15 protein-coding genes and 2 tRNA genes are annotated in these 19431 nt (G+C 53.2%); 14 read left to right on the top strand and 3 right to left on the bottom strand.

The features are described from left to right. Positions 1-88 precede the first annotated feature (88 nt). The 6 genes from MHH82_RS25905 to zapA all read left to right on the top strand — a co-directional run bounded on the left by MHH82_RS25905 (position 89) and on the right by zapA (position 8993). Positions 89-162, top strand: a tRNA-Pro gene (locus MHH82_RS25905). A gap of 78 nt (positions 163-240) precedes the next feature. Next, positions 241-311, top strand: a tRNA-Gly gene (locus MHH82_RS25900). A gap of 590 nt (positions 312-901) precedes the next feature. Continuing rightward, entirely contained in the window at positions 902-2770 is a 1869-nt protein-coding gene (gene abc-f, locus MHH82_RS25895; RefSeq protein WP_340968496.1) for a ribosomal protection-like ABC-F family protein, read from the top strand. 451 nt (positions 2771-3221) lie between these two features. Continuing rightward, positions 3222-4256, top strand: a complete 1035-nt coding sequence (gene pheS, locus MHH82_RS25890; protein ID WP_340968494.1) for a phenylalanine--tRNA ligase subunit alpha — start codon at positions 3222-3224, stop codon at positions 4254-4256. Positions 4257-4285: 29 nt separating this feature from the next. Next, the gene (gene pheT / locus MHH82_RS25885; protein WP_145040500.1) at positions 4286-6736 is read left to right on the top strand and encodes a phenylalanine--tRNA ligase subunit beta; all 2451 of its coding nucleotides are present in this window, start codon (positions 4286-4288) and stop codon (positions 6734-6736) included. 259 nt (positions 6737-6995) lie between these two features. Continuing rightward, positions 6996-8993 (top strand): cell division protein ZapA, encoded by a 1998-nt coding sequence (gene zapA / locus MHH82_RS25880; protein WP_340968491.1) that lies wholly within the window; start codon positions 6996-6998, stop codon positions 8991-8993. A 93-nt stretch (positions 8994-9086) separates the two neighbouring features. Here the strand turns inward: zapA and MHH82_RS25875 are convergent, their stop codons facing one another. Beyond that, positions 9087-9473: a cytochrome c oxidase subunit II gene (locus tag MHH82_RS25875; protein ID WP_009593061.1), complete on the bottom strand. Its 387-nt coding sequence runs from the start codon at positions 9471-9473 to the stop codon at positions 9087-9089. Between the two features lie 322 nt (positions 9474-9795). After that, positions 9796-10155 carry a phage holin family protein gene (locus tag MHH82_RS25870; RefSeq protein ID WP_015737141.1) on the bottom strand — a complete coding sequence of 120 codons (360 nt, stop codon included), beginning with the start codon at positions 10153-10155 and terminating at the stop codon, positions 9796-9798. Between the two features lie 156 nt (positions 10156-10311). Here MHH82_RS25870 and MHH82_RS25865 point away from each other — a divergent pair, with 156 nt between their 5' ends. From MHH82_RS25865 to MHH82_RS25850, 4 genes are all read left to right on the top strand, one after another. Further along, complete coding sequence (locus MHH82_RS25865) at positions 10312-12681, top strand: endonuclease MutS2 (RefSeq protein ID WP_340968488.1); 2370 nt, start codon at positions 10312-10314, stop codon at positions 12679-12681. A 110-nt stretch (positions 12682-12791) separates the two neighbouring features. Next, positions 12792-13211: a DUF350 domain-containing protein gene (locus tag MHH82_RS25860; RefSeq protein WP_009590305.1), complete on the top strand. Its 420-nt coding sequence runs from the start codon at positions 12792-12794 to the stop codon at positions 13209-13211. A gap of 161 nt (positions 13212-13372) precedes the next feature. Next, on the top strand, positions 13373-13936 hold the full coding sequence (locus tag MHH82_RS25855) for a hypothetical protein (protein WP_015737139.1): 564 nt from the start codon (positions 13373-13375) through the stop codon (positions 13934-13936). A 138-nt stretch (positions 13937-14074) separates the two neighbouring features. Further along, the gene (locus MHH82_RS25850) at positions 14075-15283 is read left to right on the top strand and encodes an MFS transporter (protein ID WP_340970156.1); all 1209 of its coding nucleotides are present in this window, start codon (positions 14075-14077) and stop codon (positions 15281-15283) included. 170 nt (positions 15284-15453) lie between these two features. Here the strand turns inward: MHH82_RS25850 and MHH82_RS25845 are convergent, their stop codons facing one another. Beyond that, positions 15454-16680 (bottom strand): NAD(P)/FAD-dependent oxidoreductase, encoded by a 1227-nt coding sequence (locus MHH82_RS25845; RefSeq protein ID WP_340968485.1) that lies wholly within the window; start codon positions 16678-16680, stop codon positions 15454-15456. Positions 16681-16819: 139 nt separating this feature from the next. Between MHH82_RS25845 and MHH82_RS25840 the strand changes: the two genes are divergently transcribed. The 4 genes from MHH82_RS25840 (at position 16820) to MHH82_RS25825 (ending at position 19395) form a co-directional block, all read left to right on the top strand. Continuing rightward, positions 16820-17056 carry a hypothetical protein gene (locus tag MHH82_RS25840; protein ID WP_009590298.1) on the top strand — a complete coding sequence of 79 codons (237 nt, stop codon included), beginning with the start codon at positions 16820-16822 and terminating at the stop codon, positions 17054-17056. 40 nt (positions 17057-17096) lie between these two features. Beyond that, positions 17097-17483: a spore coat protein gene (locus tag MHH82_RS25835; RefSeq protein ID WP_009590302.1), complete on the top strand. Its 387-nt coding sequence runs from the start codon at positions 17097-17099 to the stop codon at positions 17481-17483. Between the two features lie 191 nt (positions 17484-17674). Further along, positions 17675-18175, top strand: coding sequence for an Lrp/AsnC family transcriptional regulator (locus tag MHH82_RS25830; RefSeq protein WP_009590307.1), 501 nt, complete (start codon positions 17675-17677; stop codon positions 18173-18175). A gap of 14 nt (positions 18176-18189) precedes the next feature. Next, positions 18190-19395 carry an aminotransferase class I/II-fold pyridoxal phosphate-dependent enzyme gene (locus MHH82_RS25825; RefSeq protein WP_015737134.1) on the top strand — a complete coding sequence of 402 codons (1206 nt, stop codon included), beginning with the start codon at positions 18190-18192 and terminating at the stop codon, positions 19393-19395. Positions 19396-19431: the final 36 nt, after the last annotated feature.

The following is a 19431-nucleotide window of genomic DNA, read 5'->3' as shown; positions in this document are numbered from 1 at the left end:
TGATACATTTTCCATAAAATACATGTTGAAATTGCGTGTCACGCATGGTATATTTATTTTTGTCTTCAAAAGACAAAATGTTGATTATCGGGACGTAGCTCAGCTTGGTAGAGCACCTGGTTTGGGACCAGGGGGTCGCATGTTCAAATCGTGTCGTCCCGATTCGCTTATGATTTAGGACCTCGCAAATAGTAATCGGCATATGCTCCAAAGCATAGCGTCACTTTTGTAGGTGGATATGCGGGTGTAGTTCAATGGTAGAACTCCAGCCTTCCAAGCTGGTAGCGTGGGTTCGATTCCCATCACCCGCTTATAGTTAGACAGAAACCCTTGGTATCAAGGGTTTTTTTGTTGCTTCAGGCTGCAAAAGCTGCTTGTTATCTTAGACGGGGCAAAGTAGTAAATCCTTGAGATATCAAGGATCTCTGGCTGTTATAGGATGCAGGCTCCGCAGATAGCCCTTTTACATTTTAGAAATATCTGTTATAATGGCCATAATTTCATTCCAAGAATGCGAGGTAACCTAGTCCAATGAAGTAAGACACCCTTTTCTCTAAAACAACTGCATGTAGTTTTGCAGGCGTTTCTCTACGGCGGTAGAGGGAGAGATTTGGCGTGTCTGAACAATGTGACTGGGGTGCCTCTTTTTGTTATGTCGGAAACGGTACTCTGATACAATTCCAATCACATATACGGAACGGATTGCTGCTTTTGTTGACGGGCGAAGGGTAAGGCCCTTTCAATACCCGTCAGGGCTGGCCTGGAATGAACAGCCGAAGAATTGAGCAGTGGCGCGCATTCGTCCCGTTATTCAGATCCAAACGAATCCTCTCTCATAACAACCGCCGCAGGCCATCGCCTGCGGTTTTTGATGTTTTTCACAGAGAGAGGATGAGGCGATATGACAATGATTCTAAAAGCGAAAGATATAAGCATGGAACTTCAAGGAAAGCCGCTGTTTGAAGGCATTCAGCTGGAAGTGGCCGAAGGAGAGCGGATCGCGCTGTATGGGCGTAACGGTACCGGCAAAACAACGCTCCTCTCCATCCTGGCCGGTGAGCTTGAGCCGACCTCCGGCGTTGTGGAGGCGATCCTTCCAAGAGAGCGCTGGGGCTGGTTGAGACAGCAGGATGAACCGGAGGAAGGGGATATGAGTGCGATCGATACGGTGCGCAGCCGCAGTCATCCAACGTTATGGGAGCTGAAGCTTCGGCTTGCGGGAGTCGAGCAGCGAATGAACGGCGGCAGCGCTGCGGAAATGGAGCAGCTGCTTGAGTTATATGGCAATCTGCTGGAGCGTTATGAATCCCGGAACGGTTTCCAGTGGGAGACCGAGGTGGAGAAAGCGATGACGATGCTGGGCATCGGGCCGGAGGTGTGGCCGGTGTCCTATCGCGAGCTGAGCGGAGGCCAGAAGACGAAGGTGATGCTGTCTGCGCTCCTGGTGTCGGCCCCGAAATTTCTGCTGCTTGACGAGCCGACGAACCATCTGGACAGTGAAAGCCTGGTCTGGCTGGAGCAGTGGCTGGTGTCGACCTATAAAGGAACGGTGCTGTTTGTATCCCATGATCGGGAATTCATTGACCGGGTGGCGACCGCCGTCTGTGAGCTGACGTCGGAGGAACTCCGGCGTTACCGGGGAGGATACACGGATTACCGGCGCGAAAAGGAACGCGAGCTGCGCGAGCAGGAGACGCTTTATCGCAAGCAGGAGCTGGCCCGCAAGGCGCTTGAGGAGTCGATCCGAAGATACGAGGAATGGTTCCATAAAGCGCATAACGCTGCCGGGGACGTGAATGAAGTCAAGATCACCGCCAGTTTCTACAAGGCCAAAGCGAAGAAGAACATCTCCAGATACCATGCCAAGGAAAAAGCGCTGGAACGGCTGGAAGCCGAGCGGGTGGATAAGCCGCGCAGCGGGCCCAAGCTGAACATGGAGCTGGAAGGGGAGACATTCGGCGGCCGAACCCTGGTCCAAGTGAAGGACATCTGTTTTGGATACGGAGATCAACAGCTTTTTAATAAGCTCACCTTCTATTTGAACCGCGGCGACCGGCTGGCCGTAAGAGGCCCCAACGGAAGCGGAAAAACGACGCTGCTCAAGCTGCTGCTGGGGGAGATCGATCCGCAGGAGGGCCGGATTACCCGGAATCCTTCCGTCAAGATCGGCTATTTTTCGCAGGAGCTTGAGGGGCTTGAACCGGAAACCACGCTGCTGGACAGCCTTCTTGTCATTCCCGGCATGACGGAGAGCCGTGCGCGTACCCTGCTGGGCTCGTTTCTCTTCAGGAGAGACGACGTGTTTAAGAAGATGGGACAGCTCAGCATGGGGGAGAAGTGCAGAACGGCTTTTCTCAAGCTGTATTTCAGCGGGGCGCATCTCCTCGTATTGGATGAACCCTCGAATTACCTGGACGTGGATACCCGAGAGGTGATTGAACAGGTGCTCGTAAGCTTTCCGGGCGCAATCGCGCTTGTATCGCATGACCGGTATCTGGTGCGCAAAATCGCGAACCGGCTGCTTACGCTGAAGCCCGGGGAAGCTCCCGCATGGTTCGAGGGAAGCGTTGGCGAGGAGGAGGAACAGGCTGCGCGAACCGGGATGATCAAGGGAGATACCGAGAAGGACAATCGCCGAATGGCGCTTGAGTACCGGATTCAGGAATTGCTGGGGTTATCCGCTGATGGACTTGAGGCCGGGGACGAGGCGAGCTGGCTTGCCGAAATTAGGGAGCTGCGGGCCGAGCTTGCCGGGCTTTTGTCGGATTGAGCCCAAGGATCCCGATTAAAATCGGTCCGATGAGGTTAAAATGGGGAAATGAAACTTGCCATATGCCGAAAGGTTGCATATAATAAACCCTATATATTTGCATAAGTTCTAAATGCATGGATGGAGAAAAGTAGCCAGTGCCTCTTTACAGGGAAGGGATGCCGTGGATTGAGAGTGTCCCTCAAAGAATCAGGCTGGTGAAGTTCGCTCCGGAGCAGTTCCCTGAACACGGCAGCCCGCCGGTTGAGTAGGGGATAACGGGTCCGATTCGTTACGTCGGTCAAGTGAGCATGATGAGGCATACTCGTGCCCAAGGCTTTTACCGTCTTGGTTAGAGTATGATGCATGTTAACAAGGGTGGTACCACGGTCTCTTCGTCCCTTTTCGGGAGGAGAGGCCTTTTTTGTTTTCAGAACAATGATGGAGTTTACAAAGGGGTGTGCGAATAGCCATGAAGGAAAAATTGGAAGCTTTAAAGCAGGAAGCATTGGCGCAATTGCAGGATGTTAACGATCCGCACCAGCTGAATGATTTGCGGGTGAAATACCTTGGCAAAAAAGGGGCCCTGACGGAAATCCTGCGCGGCATGGGAGCACTCAGCGCAGAGGAGCGTCCCGTTATCGGCCAGGTGGCCAATGACGTTCGCGGCGCGATCGAGGAAGTCATTTCCGGCAAGCAGGAAGCGTTCCTGCAGCAGGAAACCGAAGAGCGTCTGCGCGCAGAGAAAGTGGACGTGACCCTTCCGGGTCGCAAGCTCAGCCAAGGTGCGGTGCATCCGCTCAGCAAGGTGATCCAGGATATCGAGGATATTTTCATCGGGATGGGATACCGCGTAGCGGAAGGACCCGAGGTGGAGACGGACTATTTCAATTTCGAGGCGCTCAATCTGCCGAAGAACCACCCGGCACGCGACATGCAGGATTCCTTCTATTTGACGGAAGATCTGCTGATGCGGACCCAGACTTCCCCGGTGCAAGCCCGGACGATGCTGTCGATGCAAGGAAAAGCGCCGGTCAAAATCATCTGTCCCGGACGCGTATTCCGCCGGGACGACGATGACGCGACCCATTCGTTCCAGTTCCATCAAATCGAGGGCCTCGTGATCGGCGAGAACATTCGCATGAGCGATTTGAAAGGGACGCTGCTGCAATTCGTTCAGGAAATGTTCGGCGATAACACGCAGATCCGTCTGCGTCCAAGCTTCTTCCCATTCACGGAGCCCAGCGCGGAAGTGGACGTATCCTGCGTCAAATGCGGCGGCAGCGGCTGCCGCGTATGCAAGCAAACGGGCTGGCTAGAGATTTTGGGCTGCGGCATGGTTCATCCGAAGGTGCTCGAAATGGGCGGCTATGACCCTGAGAAGTACAGCGGATTTGCTTTCGGTATGGGGGTTGAGCGGATTGCCATGCTGAAATACGGCGTGGATGACATCCGCCACTTCTTCAACAACGATACGGCATTCTTGAATCAGTTCACGCGGATCTAATTTTAACGATAAAGGGAAGTGAATAGACAATGAGAGTTTCAACCGATTGGTTGTCCGATTATATTTCGCTCGAAGGCGTAACCTCAGAGGATTTGGCAAGCCGCATTACATCGGCCGGCATTGAAATCGATGTGATCGAGAAACGGAATCAAGGCATTAACAACGTGGTCGTAGGCTACGTCAAGAGCAAGGAGAAGCATCCCGATGCCGATAAGCTGAACGTGTGCGTCGTCGATGCAGGCCAGGAAGAAGATCTCCAGATCGTATGCGGAGCAAAAAACGTGGATGCTGGCCAGAAGGTGCCGGTAGCGCTTGTGGGCGCGAAGCTGCCGGGCGGGCTGGATATCAAGAAAGCCAAGCTGCGCGGCGTGCTGTCCCAAGGCATGATTTGCTCAGCCAAGGAACTGGGCATGAATGACAAACTGCTGCCCAAAGAGCTGCAGGAGGGGATTTTGGTGCTCCCGGCTGACACGGAGATCGGCAAACCGATTGTGGATGTGCTGGGCCTGAACGATGAAATTCTGGAGCTGGACCTGACGCCGAACCGTTCCGACTGCCTCAGCATGCTGGGCACGGCTTACGAAGTGAGCGCCATCCTCGGCCGCGAGCTGAGCCTGCCGAACCCGGAGAAGGAAATGCTGGAGGTTCATGATGCAGCAGCCGATCATATCTCGGTTACGATCGGCGCGGATGAGCAGTGCAGCCATTATGCTGCACGCTATATCACGGGGGTAACGATCGCTCCTTCCCCGCTGTGGATGCAAAACCGGTTGATGGCAGCCGGCGTGCGTCCGATCAATAACATCGTGGATATTACCAATTATGTGATGCTGGAATACGGCCAGCCGCTGCATGCTTTTGATGCGGATCAGCTGAAAGACGGGGCGGTTCACGTGCGTTTGGCAGAGGCCGGCGAGACGATGGTGACGCTGGATGGCGCGGAGCGGCGCCTGGAGCCGCATATGCTTGTGATTACGGCAGGCGGCAAACCGGTGGCCTTGGCTGGCGTTATGGGCGGCCTGGACTCCGAAGTAACGGACGGAACGGTGAATATTTTCCTGGAGTCCGCTAAATTCGATGGCGGCACCGTCCGCAAAACCTCCCGTCAGCTGGGACTTCGCTCAGAGGCAAGCTCCCGCTTCGAGAAGGAAGTGGATCCGGCCGCAGTGATCCCTGCTTTGAACCGAGCGGCTGCACTGATGGCGAAATATGCCGGCGGGTCCGTGCATCAAGGAATCGTCGAAGCAGGAAGTGCGCATACCGAGCCGTCCGTGATTACGTTGTCGCTGGAGAAGCTCAATCGTTATCTGGGCACGGAGCTGTCTTTGCTTGAGGTCAAAACGATCTTCTCCCGACTGCATTTCCCTAGCGGGGATGCGGGCCAGGGATTGGTGGATATCCAAGTGCCTTCCCGCCGCGGCGATATTACGCTCGATGTAGACCTGATCGAAGAGGTTGCCCGCCTGTATGGCTATGACAACATTCCGACCACGGCGATTGAAGGACCGACGACGCCGGGTTCGTTGACGGAAGCGCAGGCCATCCGCCGCTCGCTTCGCCGTCTGTTGACGCACAGCGGATTCCAGGAGGTTCTGGGTTACTCCTTCATTCATCCGCAGCAAGCGGAAGTGTTCACTTCCCTATCGGAAGGCGGGAAGGCGGTTAAGCTGGCGATGCCGATGAGCGAGGACCGCAGCGTGCTGCGTACTAGCTTGCTGCCGCAGCTGCTGGATATCGCGGTGTATAACCATAACCGCAAGCAGCCGGACCTGGCCCTGTTTGAAATAGGGAACCTGTTCCACACGCAGGAGGAGACGTTGACCAAGCAGCCGCAGGAGCGTCCGGTTCTCGGTCTGCTGCTGTCAGGACGCAAAGGCAGCAAGCAGTGGAACGTCCAGCCGGCCAAAGTGGATTTCTTCGATTTGAAGGGTGCGCTTGAAACGGTGCTCGATTATCTCGGCATTCGCGCTGACGACATTGCTTACGAAGCGAACGGGCCGGCAGGCTTCCATCCGGGACGTTCCGCTTCCGTTTACGTAGGTCAGGGCGAGAACAAACATCTGCTCGGGGTGCTCGGACAAATTCATCCAAAGACGCAGCAGGAGCTGGATTTGGAAGATACCTATGCCGCCGAGATCCTGCTTGAGCCGCTCTATGATCTGACCAATGCCCGCGTCGCTTACCGCGATCTGCCTAGATTCCCGGGCATGGAGCGGGATCTTGCCATCGTGGTGAATGAGGAAGTAGAAGCCGGTTCCCTGATGCAAGTCATCAGAGAGAACGCCGGAGAGCTTCTGCAGCAGATTCAGGTGTTTGACGTCTTCACGGGCAGCAAGCTGGGAGAAGGCAAGAAGAGTGTTGCGATCTCCTTGACGTACCGCCATCAGGAGCGGACGCTGACCGATGAAGAGGTTGCCGGGGTTACGGAAAAAGCAGTCGCTGCCCTTCAGCAAACTTTTGGCGCAGAATTAAGAAAATAGCAGGAATTGTGAACGTCCGCATCGAATCCATTACATCAGAGATTCGATGCGGGCTTTTTTGCTCTAAATTGAACTGGGATTTGCATCGGAAGGCCCGCAGGGTTCATAATTATAAGCACAAAACTGTGTTATCATATACCACACTTCGGTCTGTACTCTAGAGGTTCGTCTGTAGATGTTATCTCATATATAATGGATGCAGAGGATAGACCATTTCAGACATCATAGAATTTACACATAATAGAAGGAGGGCACAATTTTGACTACATCTGACCGTAAAAGCGTTACCGTAGACATCTACGGAACTTCCTATAAACTCGTTGGAAACAGCAGTGATTATACCAGACAGGTAGCCAATTACGTGGATGATCGCATGCGTACCATCTCCAAGGCGCACTCCCGATTGGATACCCCGCGCATTGCCGTCCTTGCCGCGGTACATATGGCTGAAGAAGCTTTGCAGAAGTTGGAGTATCAGAACGAGGCCAAGCAGATGACGGCCGAGCGGAATGAGCTGAGAACGGAACTGGCCAAGGTGCAGGGACTTCAAATCGAGCAGCAGGAGAGACATCGTCAGCAGCTGGAGCAGCTGGAGCGCAAGCTGGCGGAGCAGACAACACTGGCTGAAGAATACAGGAAATCCAAGGAGAACCTGACGGCGGAGTCGGAGCGTACGAAGGAGCTGCTCCAGAAGGAATCGGACCGCGTGGCGGAACTTCTGAAGGAGAAGCAGCAGCTTGAGGTGCGTCTTAAGGAGCAGCGCGAGAAGCTGGAGAGCGGCCACAAGCAGGCGATGGAAGATATGAAACGCCGTTATGAAGGGCAAATTTCACAGTCGGCGCTCACGCATAAGCAGGCCGTCGAGAAGCTGGAACAGAGTTTGCGGACTTCAGCGAAGCAGGCTGAAGAGAAGCTGGCGGAGCAGTTGAAGAAACAGGAGAGCACTTATAAACAAGAGGCGCTTCTGAAAGAACAGCAACACTCGAAGACCGTGCAGGATCTGAAGCAGCAGAATTCGAAGACGGTGCAGGATCTGGAGCAGAAGTACACGAAGACGGTGCAGGATCTGAAGCTGGAGCACTCGAAAACCTTGCAGGATTTGGAGCAGCAGCACTCGAAGACCGTGCAGGATCTGGAGAAACAGCTTGCTGAGCAGCGCAATCGCGGCGGCCAGCTGCACTCGCGGTTAACGACCGCGGAGAAGGAACTGAACACGGTAAAAGCGGAATCGGACAAGCTGAAGGAAGAGCTCCATTCGTCCAAGCAGCAAGCTGAAGCTTCCTCGCAGGAATTGCGTTCCTTCCGTACGAAGGCGGAAGGGCTGGCGAAGGAACTCGAGGCACTGAAGCAGGAATCCGGCAAGTCGGAGGAAGAGCGTAGACGTCTGCAAAAGCTTGTGGTGGATGCGAATCAGACCTCCCGCAAGCAGCAGGAAGAGCTGCAGCGTCTAAGCAGCGAGCTGCAATCCTGGCGGACGCTGGCGGATCAGCGCAAGGAGGAGACCGGCGAGCTCGAGATGAGAATCGTCGAGCTGATGGAATTGAACGAAAGCCTGGAAGAGGGAATGAAGGGGCTTCAGGATGAAATCCATGTGATGAAGGACGAAGCGGACCGGATCCTTTCCGAGCGGCGAAGCGCCCAGGAGGAATTGAAGGAGCTCCAGCTCCGCAACGAAGAGCTGGAGAAACTCACCCAGGACGCGGGAATCCGCGAGGAAGAGACCGGCAAACTCTACGCCATGCTGGAAGAAGAATACGATACGGTGTCGAATCAGCTCGATGAGCTTCGCAAGAAGGCGACCGCCAGCGAAGAGCGTGCAAGCGAACTTGCCGAGCAGCTGAGGGAGTCCGAAGAGCGCGCCGTTCATTGGCAGGACCAATACCAGCAATGGATGGCGGAACGGGAACAGCTGGCTGCAGACAGCGAGAAGCTGGCCGCAGAGCGCGATGAGTGGAAACGAACCAAGCTTGCGCTGGAAGAAGAGCTTCAGTCGTGGCAGCAGGAGATTGCATCCGCGCGTCAGGTCTGCGACCGTCTGGAAGGCGAGAAAAGCGAAGCGGCACAGCAGTATTCCGAGCTTGGCGAACAGTACGAGCTGGTTATGCACCAGTATCGGCTGCTGCAGGCAGAACAGGAATTGAAGGCGGAGCAAGCCGCGCAGCTTGAAGAAGAACACCGCAAGCTGAAGGAAGAGTATGCGAAGCTCCAAGTTGAATATAATGAATGGATCGAGTTGATTGAGCAGGATCAGCGTTAGGCCATGACGAAGATGTGAACCTGAAAAAACCTCCGGATCAGAGAGAGGAAACTCTGGCGATCCGGAGGTTTTCATTTTGCATAGCAAGCCCTGCTATTCTTCGACGATCAGTTTGGATATCATTTTGCTGTGACCGGCTCCGCACATAATGGAACACGAAACCTCGAATTCTCCTGCCTTGTCAGGCGTAACGACGGTTGAGTTGTTCTTTCGGTCCAGCTGCAGGCCAAGCGCAGGAATCATAACGCCGTGGTTGCCGTCTTCGTTCTCGTAAGTAATCTTGACGGGCACCCCTTTTTTGAGGTGATATTCGGCTTGGTCAAATTGGAAGTTGGAGCCTTTAATCACGAGTTCTGCTTCCGGTGCTACGCCGGTATCCGTGATCCCCGAATTGCCCTCGGACTCTTGTTGGTTTCCGCCGCAGGCCGCCAATACAAAAAGGAGCATACATGAAACAAGTAGTGCTATGCCTTTTTTCACTATAATCTCTCCTGACTATGAAATAATTGTGAAAATTAATTTCCAATCTTTATGATAGCTCAGAACGGGAGTCGACGCACATGCCTGTTATGAAAAATTGGTGAACGTGAAGCGTTTGCAACGAATTTTATGGATTTACGTTATAATGTAGGGGAAACATAGTCACAGAGGACGGGAACTTGCTCGAACACGGACAACCCCCTGTCATATAGCAACAGGGGGCTGTTGTGGGGAATGCATCGATGGATTTAACCGCGAACCGGGATCGTTCAGGAACAGGACTCCGTCAGGATCCTTTGACAGAAGCGGGCGGCCTTCTATCTTATTCTTTGCGGTTTTTGCCTGCTTCAAACGGGGTGGAGATCGGAATGAACAGATCGATGATCCCGATGACCAGTGCAGCAAGCAGAGCACCCAGAATGGAGACGCTAACGCCTCCGACGATGAACTGGGCCAGGTAAATGACAAGCGCGCTCACAATGAAGCCCACGATGCCGCGTCCAAACGGCGTGACTTTTTTGCCGAAGATGCCCTCGATAGCCCAGCCAAACAGGGCGATGACGAGTGCAAGCAGCAGGGCGCTTCCGAATCCGCCGACGGAGAATTGAGGGACGATCCATCCGACGACCATAAGGACGAGCGCGGCTACGATAAATCGAACGACATGCCCGAGAAATTGCATGGTACCTGCCTCCTTAGAATAAGACTGGAATGTTACGCAGAATTTATTTTGTTCAATCGGACGTAAGGTTATGTGTGGAAGGATTTTGGATTCCATGGCGATTTCGCATGGCGTTCGATATAATATAGGCATTGATTGAGAGGAGTTGTGAACTTCTTGAACGACAAGATTTTGCACACTTTAGAATACCGGAAAATTTTAAATACATTGACGCAATATACCCAAACCTCCATGGGAAGTTTGAGGGCAGAAAGGTTAATGCCAGAGACCGACCTCGAAGCCGTGAAGGATCTGCTCGCGGCCACCGACCAGGCTTACACCGTAGACAGGCTTAAGGGCAACCCGTCCTTCCGCGGCATTACCGACATCAACGATGCTTTGAAGCGGGCCCGAATCGGAGGCACGCTGAATCCGCATGAATTGCTTGCCACGTCGAACACGATTCACGGGTCGCGACGAATCAAACGGTTTATCGCTGCGATTCATGAGGATGAGAAGATTGATATTCTCTTTAATTTAAGCGATCTTATTTCGGAGCAGAAGCCGCTGGAGGATGCCATTCGGCTCTGCATCGATGAAACGGCCGAGGTGCTGGACTCCGCAAGCGCGGAGCTGTCGCAAATTCGGAGGGAGCTGCGAGGCGGAGAGGTACGCATCCGCGAGAAGCTGGAATCCATGATCCGTTCGCAATCGGTGGCGAAGATGCTGCAGGACCAGCTGATTACGATTCGCGGCGACCGATTCGTCATTCCCGTCAAAGCGGAGTATCGCTCCCACTTCGGCGGTATCGTGCACGACCAGTCCGGCTCGGGCGCGACGCTGTTCATCGAACCGGAGTCCATCGTGGCGATGAACAACAAGCTGCGCGAGACCCGGATGCGGGAAGAGCGGGAGATCGAAGTGATTCTGCAGAAGCTGACCGCCCAGGTCGGCGAGCAGGCTGAACTGCTGTCCATCGACGTCGATCTGATCGGGCAGCTCGATTTTATTTTTGCCAAAGCCCGTTTGGCTCATGTGATGAAGGCTTCGCTCCCGCGTATGAACGACAGAGGATATATTAAGCTGCGCAGAGGCAGACATCCGCTCATACCGACGGACCAGGTCGTGCCGCTGGACGTGGAATTGGGCAATTCCTATACCTCCATCATCGTCACGGGCCCGAATACCGGCGGTAAGACGGTTACGCTCAAAACGATCGGTTTATTAAACCTGATGGCGATGTCCGGACTGTTTATCCCGGCCGAAGAAGGCAGCCAGATGTGCGTGTTCGATGCGATCTACGCGGATATTGGCGATGAGCAAAGCATTGAGCAGAGCCTGAGTACCTTCTCCAGCCATATGACCAACATCATCCGCATCTTAAGCCAGATGACGCCGAAGAGCCTGGTCCTGCTCGATGAAGTGGGGGCGGGGACCGACCCGGCGGAAGGTTCGGCTCTGGCGATTTCCATTCTGGAGCATATCCACCGCATGGGCTGCCGCATGATCGCGACGACGCACTATTCCGAATTGAAGGCGTACGCCTATGAACGCAAAGGCGTGATCAATGCCAGCATGGAGTTCGATATCAATACCCTAAGTCCGACTTATCGGCTGCTGGTGGGCGTTCCTGGAAGAAGTAACGCGTTTGCTATTGCAGAACGTCTGGGATTGCCGGGATCCATTCTGGAATTCGCCCGCGGGGAAGTGAAGGAAGAGGATCAGCGGGTGGAGCATATGATTGCGTCCCTCGAGGAGAACCGGCATACCGCTGAAGTGGAGCGTGAGAAGGCGGAACAGGTCCGGAAGGAAATGGAGGAACTGCGTCAACGTCACCAGCAGGAGCTTCAGAAGCTCGAGGAGCAGAAAGACAAACTCTTTGATAAGGCTCGGGCGGAAGCAAGACAGATCGTGGACAAGGCGCGGAGCGAAGCCGAGGAAATCATTGCGGACCTGCGCAAGATTGCCCAGGAGGAAGGGGCTTCCGTTAAGGAGCACAAGCTGATCGCGGCCAGAAAGCGCCTGGATGACGCCGAGCCGCAGCAGGGCAAGAAAACGGGCGGCCAGCGTTCTGCGAAGCAGCAGCGCAGCATCGAGCCCGGGGATGAGGTTCGGGTATACAGCCTGAATCAGAAGGGGCATGTCGTGGAGATGTCCGGCTCGAAGGAAGCCGTCGTTCAGCTTGGCATTATGAAGATGAAGGTCGCGCTGGACGATTTGGAGCTGCTGTCGAATCCGGCGGCCAATGCCAAGCAGGCACCGAAACAGCATGCCACCGTCCTGAAGCGAACCCGCGATGCCAACATCCGGAATGAGCTGGATTTAAGGGGAGCGAACCTGGAAGAAGCGTTGATCGAGGTGGACCGGTTCATTGATGAGGCGTTTTTGGGGAATCTGGGACAGATCTACATCATTCACGGCAAGGGAACCGGCATTTTGCGAACCGGCATTCAGGATTATTTGCGCAAGCACAAACATGTCAAGAGCCATCGTTTAGGCAATTACGGCGAAGGCGGCAATGGCGTTACGATTGCCGAGTTGAAATAAGAAATCAGGAACCGTTTTCTCCTTCAATCGTATAACATATCATCAATAGGGTTCAGAACGACGGGATGCGAAAGGTGCCGCATCCCGTTTATCAGGGAGGAAATAAGGGAATGACGGAAGCGATTGATCATTTGCTGACCCATCCGCTTGGGGTGCTCGTCGGCTATTTCTCGGTTGCGATACTTGCACTTATTGTTTACTTGTATTGCTTTGAATTGGTTACCAAGTACAATTGCTGGGATGAAATACGCAAAGGAAATGTTGCCGCGGCCATGGCGACCGGCGGCAAGGTCTTTGGCATTTGTAACGTGATGCGGTATAGCATCACGGCTAATACGTCCATTTACGGCATGATTAAATGGTCGTTCTTCGGGTTTATACTGCTTTTATTGGCTTATTGGCTGCTTGAATTCTTGACGCCTGTGTTTTCGGTCGATGAAGAGATTGGCAAGGATAATCGGGCAGTGGGCCTGATCGTGCTTCTTATCACCGTATCTTTGTCTTACATTATTGGAGCGAGCATTACTTAAGGGCTTCGGGAGGAAAAGAACGATGAAATATTTACCGAGGATATTGTTTGCGGCAGCCATGATTTTTTTCGTGGCAGGTATTGTATACTTAATGTCTCAATAAAAATAACGTAAACAGGGCCATTCATGGCCGTTTGAATAAAGAAAGGGATGAATGACCGATGGAACCGACGGTTTGCCCATGGTGCCAAAGTGAGATTGTATGGGATGAGGAGATAGGTCCCGAGGATACCTGTCCTCACTGCGCGAATGAGCTTAAAGGCTACCGCACATTGAATATCGCATTGCAAGATGAAGATGAAGATGAAGAGGACGTCGTGGAGGAATATGAAGAGGCTTATGAGCCTTCCGACGAGGAGGCGCGCGATCTTCATCGCATCTGGGGCTCCGACCATGAATCGCTGTCATCGCTTCGCACCGTGGATAAGTACGGGGAAGATCACGATCTTTTTGCATTCGAGGAGACGGTGGAGGGGATCCTGGACCAACAAGAGGAAGTACCCGAGTGTCTGCATTGCCGAGAGTATATGCTCCATGCAGGAACGCAGCACGTGAGCGGAGAAGGCTTCCAGCCGGTTCACGCACCCTTGATCCAAGCTCCCATTCTGCAGCCACCGTACGATCTGAACGTTTATGTATGTCCCGGATGCTTCCATGTGCAGTACAATTTGGCAGAGAACGACCGGCTTCGGATGATCAAGAGTTTTATCCATAAAAAGGAATAGAGTTGCGGAGCGGCGCTGTTGCCGATCCCGCGGATGACTTAAGGAAACTGCCGGCGGCGGTTTCCTTTTTTTTGTTCATGAAGTGGAGCGCGAAGGGGTAAAATACCTTGGACTTCAAGTGAAAGGGCAAGGGAGGAACTGTATATGAAGTTGACAAAGGACCCCCAGGCTATGCTTCTGTTATCGGTTCATGGGTTGTTTATTCTATCGAGCGCATTGTCGGGTACGTTCCTCAACGTATACTTATGGAAAAGCCGCCAGGATTACACCATGCTCGGCTGGTTCACGATTGCGCAGCAGGTGGCGCTTGGCCTGACGTTCTGGGCCGCCGGCAAATGGGTGAAGGAGCATAACAAAATGAATGCGCTTCGCCTGGGAATTGCCGTGTCCGGCTTGTTTTATCTATGCGTGCTGTGGGCAGGGAGGGACGCCGTCCATTACATTTGGCCGCTCGGCCTGCTGTTCGGTGTGTCTTTAGGATTGTTCTGGTTGGCCTTTAATGTGGTTTACTTCGAGGTGTCGAGTGCGGAGAACCGGGACTGGTTTAATGGCTGGATCGGGCTCCTGGGCTCCATAACGGGGATTATCGGTCCGTGGCTGGCAGGCTGGATCATCACGCTGATGCATGGGGATCAGGGCTATCGGTTTATTTTTACCGTGTCGATGGCCATCTTCGCCGTAACGGTGGTCATGAGCTTTTTTCTGCGCAAAAGGCCGGTTCAAAGCGATTATCACTGGCTGGAAGGGGTAAGCCGCCTCAAGGAGGGCGGCGTTTGGAAATACGCGGTATTAGGCTTGGCTGTTCAGGGAATCCGGGAGGGCGTGTTCTCCTTTCTCATCACGCTGCTTGTTTTCGTGGCGACGGATCAGGAGTCCAAGCTGGGGCAATTCGCTTTAATTACTTCGGCTGTTTCACTGGTCAGCTACTGGGCCTGCGGGAAATGGTTCAAGCCCAAATTCCGTAAAACCGGCATGCTGGTTGGTTCCGTATTGATGCTGCTTGTCATCATGCCGCTTCTGTTTACGGTCAACTACACTACACTGCTGGTGCTGGGAATCGGGACGTCGCTCTTCATTCCGCTGTACATGATGCCGGCTATATCGGCCAGCTTCGATCTCATGGGCGTGAATCAGGAAAACGTGGAGAAACGTGTGGAGCTGGTCGTGCTCCGGGAACTCAGTCTGACGATAGGCCGAATTACGGGCTTGCTCGTTTTCATTCTTGTACTGTCATTCAGGCAGGATACGTTTACGATAACATTGCTGCTGTTGTTTCTGGGAGCGTCCCCCATCGGATCTTGGCTGTTCATACGAAAGCTGTTTCCTACCAAAGGACAAGCCGCCTGAGCCTGATGGCAACGATGTGAGTCAGGGAGATCATGCAATGAGCGAAAGTTGGATAGCGCAGGTCAGCGGCGTTTTTTAAAATAGTAAGCCGCGGCGCGGAGGCAAATCGTACAAACGCAAAGAAGGTATCTCCAAGGCCGCTGGGCCTATTAGGGGATACCTTCTTAAATTTATGTGAAGTTCAGGTCGATCGGACGCCTCAGCGAGAACCACTTCAGTTCTTCGGGCTCTCTGCCGGCAATCGTCTCGGCCAGGAGATCGGCGGCGATCATGCTGTAAACCATACCGTTTCCGCCATAAACCTCGATGAAGTAGCTGTGCGGATACTGCGGATGTCTGCCGATCAGCGGGATGCCGTCTTTGGTGGAGGCGAACACGCCAGCCCAGCTGCATGCCATTTTCAGGTCCGTCATCGTAGGGAACAGCTTATGAATTTCATTCAGCAGTCTCTGGCTTCTTGGCTCGGCGTATTCCTCCGGTTTGCCTGAAGGAGGCAGCGGCTCATCCAGTCCGCCGGCCATGATCCGCCGGTCCGGCGTTGTTCGGAAATAGAGATATGGACGGTCGGTCTCCCATATGAGAGCCCGCTCATACCACGAAGACAGATCGGGAACAGGCTCGGTCATAATGGCGTAGGTATTGAGGAGATCCACTTGATAATCCGGCTTCCATTCTTGGGTGCTGTACCCGGTAGCCCAGATCACGTGTTTGGCTGAAACGCTTCCCTGATCCGTCATGACGGTGACATCGTTGTCTGTATACCTGGTTTCTTTCACTTCGCTGTTTTCATAAATTCGCAGCCCCTGATCGCCGGCATCTTGAAGAAGATGATGTCCGAGACGGTAGGGATTGACTTCGGCATCGCCGCGGGTATAGATGGCGGCTTCCTTTGAGAACGGAAATTTAGCCTTCACATCATCGCGGTTCCAGTACTGCACGTCGAAGCCCTTGCGTTTGAGGAGGTCATACTCATGACGAATCAAGCCGATATCTTGAGGGTTGCTGGCATAGTAGAGGCTGCTTCGAGAGATCAACCCGGAATCCCTTGACAACGTATTCGCGATTTCAGTGAGCCGACGTATGGCATTTCTGCACATCCTGTAGAAGGCAGTACCCCGGTCCTCGCCGAAATGTTGAATCAAATCGGAAAGGGGACAGTCGTTGGAGATTTGCAGCAGTCCCGTATTGGCGGAAGTGCTGCCCTCGCATACTCGATTTTTCTCCAAGAGTATGGCGTCGACGCCTTGCACGCTCAGGACATAGGCCATCAGGGCACCGCTGATACCGCCTCCGACGACCAGCACGTCGCAGGTAAGCCGATCCGAGAGCGCGGGGTATTTTTTTACCGGTTCGGTGTTTAAATATTTCCAGGGCGTTGTTCCGCCGGTCAGTAACATGATCCATCCCCTCTCCTCGTCACATCGCAATTAGTTTGGTCGTTCCTTCCGCATTTCATGACATCTTGCGACATAGATTTGTACAACGGTGGCATACTAGGTCCTGTCAACCTAAATGGAAAGGGGAACAACGAACCGTATGACACCCAATCAGCAATTACAGCCTCTCACTTCAAAAGAGCTGGATTATATCGTGGACTGCATCTCCAACGAGACCATGCTGGCCAAGCATTGTGCCGCTACGGCGGCAGCCAGTCAGAACCCTGCCATTCAGCAGGCACTGCTTGGATTCGTCAAGCGACATGAGCAGCATCTTGATATGTTGGTGAACTCCCTTCAGACCCACAGCAGCGTTGCGCCCAACCAGCCGCAGTAAGCGGACAGTGCATAACCTACAACCCAAAGGAGGAACTACGATGGCAACCCCTAACGGATCTTCATTCCTGCCCGAAGAGGATTTGCTCAGCCCGATACTGGGAGAGCTGAAACGGGCCGTTCGAGAATATACGACAGCCACGACGGAAGCCACTTGCCCTGACGTGCGTCAAATGTTTACCAATTTGACCACGGATACGCTGAGTCTGCAAGGCGAATTCTTTAATATGATGAAGCAGCAGAACATGTACACCGCAGGCACGCATGCGCTGAAATACGACGTGGACAAGCAGCATAAACAAGCGCAGCAGTCCGTACAAAAAACTCGGGAAACGATTAATCAAAAAACTTCAAGCATGGGCGCGTATGCGCACAATCCGAACGTTGAGCCCCATGCAACCAATGTATCCCCTGCTCCTTATATGTAATGTAACCCAACCATCCTATGGTTAACGCAACGATTTCGCCGATGACACCTCCAGCTTTCGCTGCGGGCATGCATCGGTTTTTTTCTTTTGCACATCCCGTGTAAGTTATTGTAATATAAGTATTAATCTCTGTTCCGACAAAACTGTGTGTCACGAGCGGTTATTCGGAATAAGTGCTGGAGGATACGTACATGGAAGAGCTAAGCGAATTGAAACTGAAGGTGCTTGACCTGCTGAAAGAGGACGCGAGAAGATCGCCGGCTCTACTCTCTACTCTACTCGGTGTAGAAGAGGAAGAAGTAAAGACCTCCATTGCGGAGCTTGAACGAGATCACGTCATTGTCAAGTACGCCACCGTTGTCAATTGGGGCAAGGTGGAGGACGAGAAGGTTACGGCGCTGATCGAGGTTCAGATAACGCCTGAGCGCGGAAGAGGCTTTGAAGGAATCGCGGAACGGATTTATTTGTTCCCGCAGGTGAAGTCGGTTTATCTGATGTCTGGCGCCTACGACCTGCTGGTCGAAGTGGAAGGCGGTAACCTGCGCGAGGTGGCCAATTTTGTTTCCGAGAAACTGTCGCCTATTGATTCTGTTTTATCGACCAAAACGAATTTCATTTTGAAAAAATATAAACAAGACGGGATTATTTTTGAAGAACGTCAAGAAGACAATCGTCTCCTGATCTCGCCGTAAAGGAAGCGTGTGCTATGATTTTGAACGAACAGCAGCTTGCAGAAAATAACAGGAAATCGATGAGCTCCTATTTGGCGCCTAGAGTCAGGGATATTCAACCCTCCGGAATCCGAAAATTTTTCGATCTCGTCAGCGGAAACAAGGATATTATCACGCTAGGCGTCGGGGAGCCTGATTTCGTTACGCCGTGGCATGTACGAGAAGCGTGCGTATATTCATTGGAACGCGGGTTTACGGGCTATACGTCCAATGCCGGCATGCCGGAGCTGAGGGAAGCGATCGCGGAATATTTGAACGACAGCTTTCATGTGACCTATAATCCTGCGAATGAAATCATCGTAACCGTGGGCGGCAGTGAAGCGATTGATCTGGCGCTGCGGGCCTTGATTGTTCCCGGAGATGAAATTCTGATTCCGGAACCGTGTTACATTTCGTATTCGCCGATCGCTTCAATCGGCGGCGGCGTGCCCGTCGGCATCGAAACGACGGCTGAGCATCATTTCAAACTGACGGCCGAGGCGCTGGAAGCGCAAATCACGCCCAAATCAAAGATTCTGATTCTCTGTTATCCGAGCAATCCGACAGGGGCGATCATGACCTACGAGGATTGGCTTCCGATTGCGGAAGTGGTGGAAAAGCACGATCTGATAGTGATTTCCGATGAAATTTATGCCGAGCTCACGTATGAAGGCAAGCATGTCAGCTTTGCCTCGATGCCCGGCATGATGGACCGCACCATACTGGTCAGCGGCTTTTCTAAGGCGTTTGCTATGACCGGCTGGCGTATGGGATATGTGTGCGCCCATACGGATCTCATTGCCGCCATGCTGAAAATTCATCAGTATACGGTCATGTGTGCACCGGCCATGGGGCAAGTCGCCGCGCTTGAAGCATTGCGTAACGGCATGGGGGAGAAGGACCGTATGGTTGAATCCTATAACCAGCGGCGCAGACTCGTTGTGCAGGGGCTGCGGGAGATCGGTCTGGATTGCCACGAACCCCAGGGAGCGTTCTACGCCTTCCCAAGCATCAAGGGAACGGGACTCGGCTCTGAAGAATTTGCTCAGCGATTGCTGACCGAAGCCAAAGTGGCCGCAGTGCCGGGCACTGCTTTCGGGCTTGGCGGGGAAGGTTTCATTCGCTGTTCTTATGCTACATCCATTGCTCAACTGAATGAGGCATTGGAGCGAATGGGCAATTTTGTTGAAAAAATAAAGTAGGCAAGGAATTCGTTGAACTTTTTCCTTGAATTAACA

Source organism: Bacillus sp. FSL K6-6540 (genome assembly GCF_038007545.1).
The sequence above is the reverse complement of the archived record's forward strand: the minus strand, read 5'-3'. Positions and strand labels throughout refer to the sequence as shown.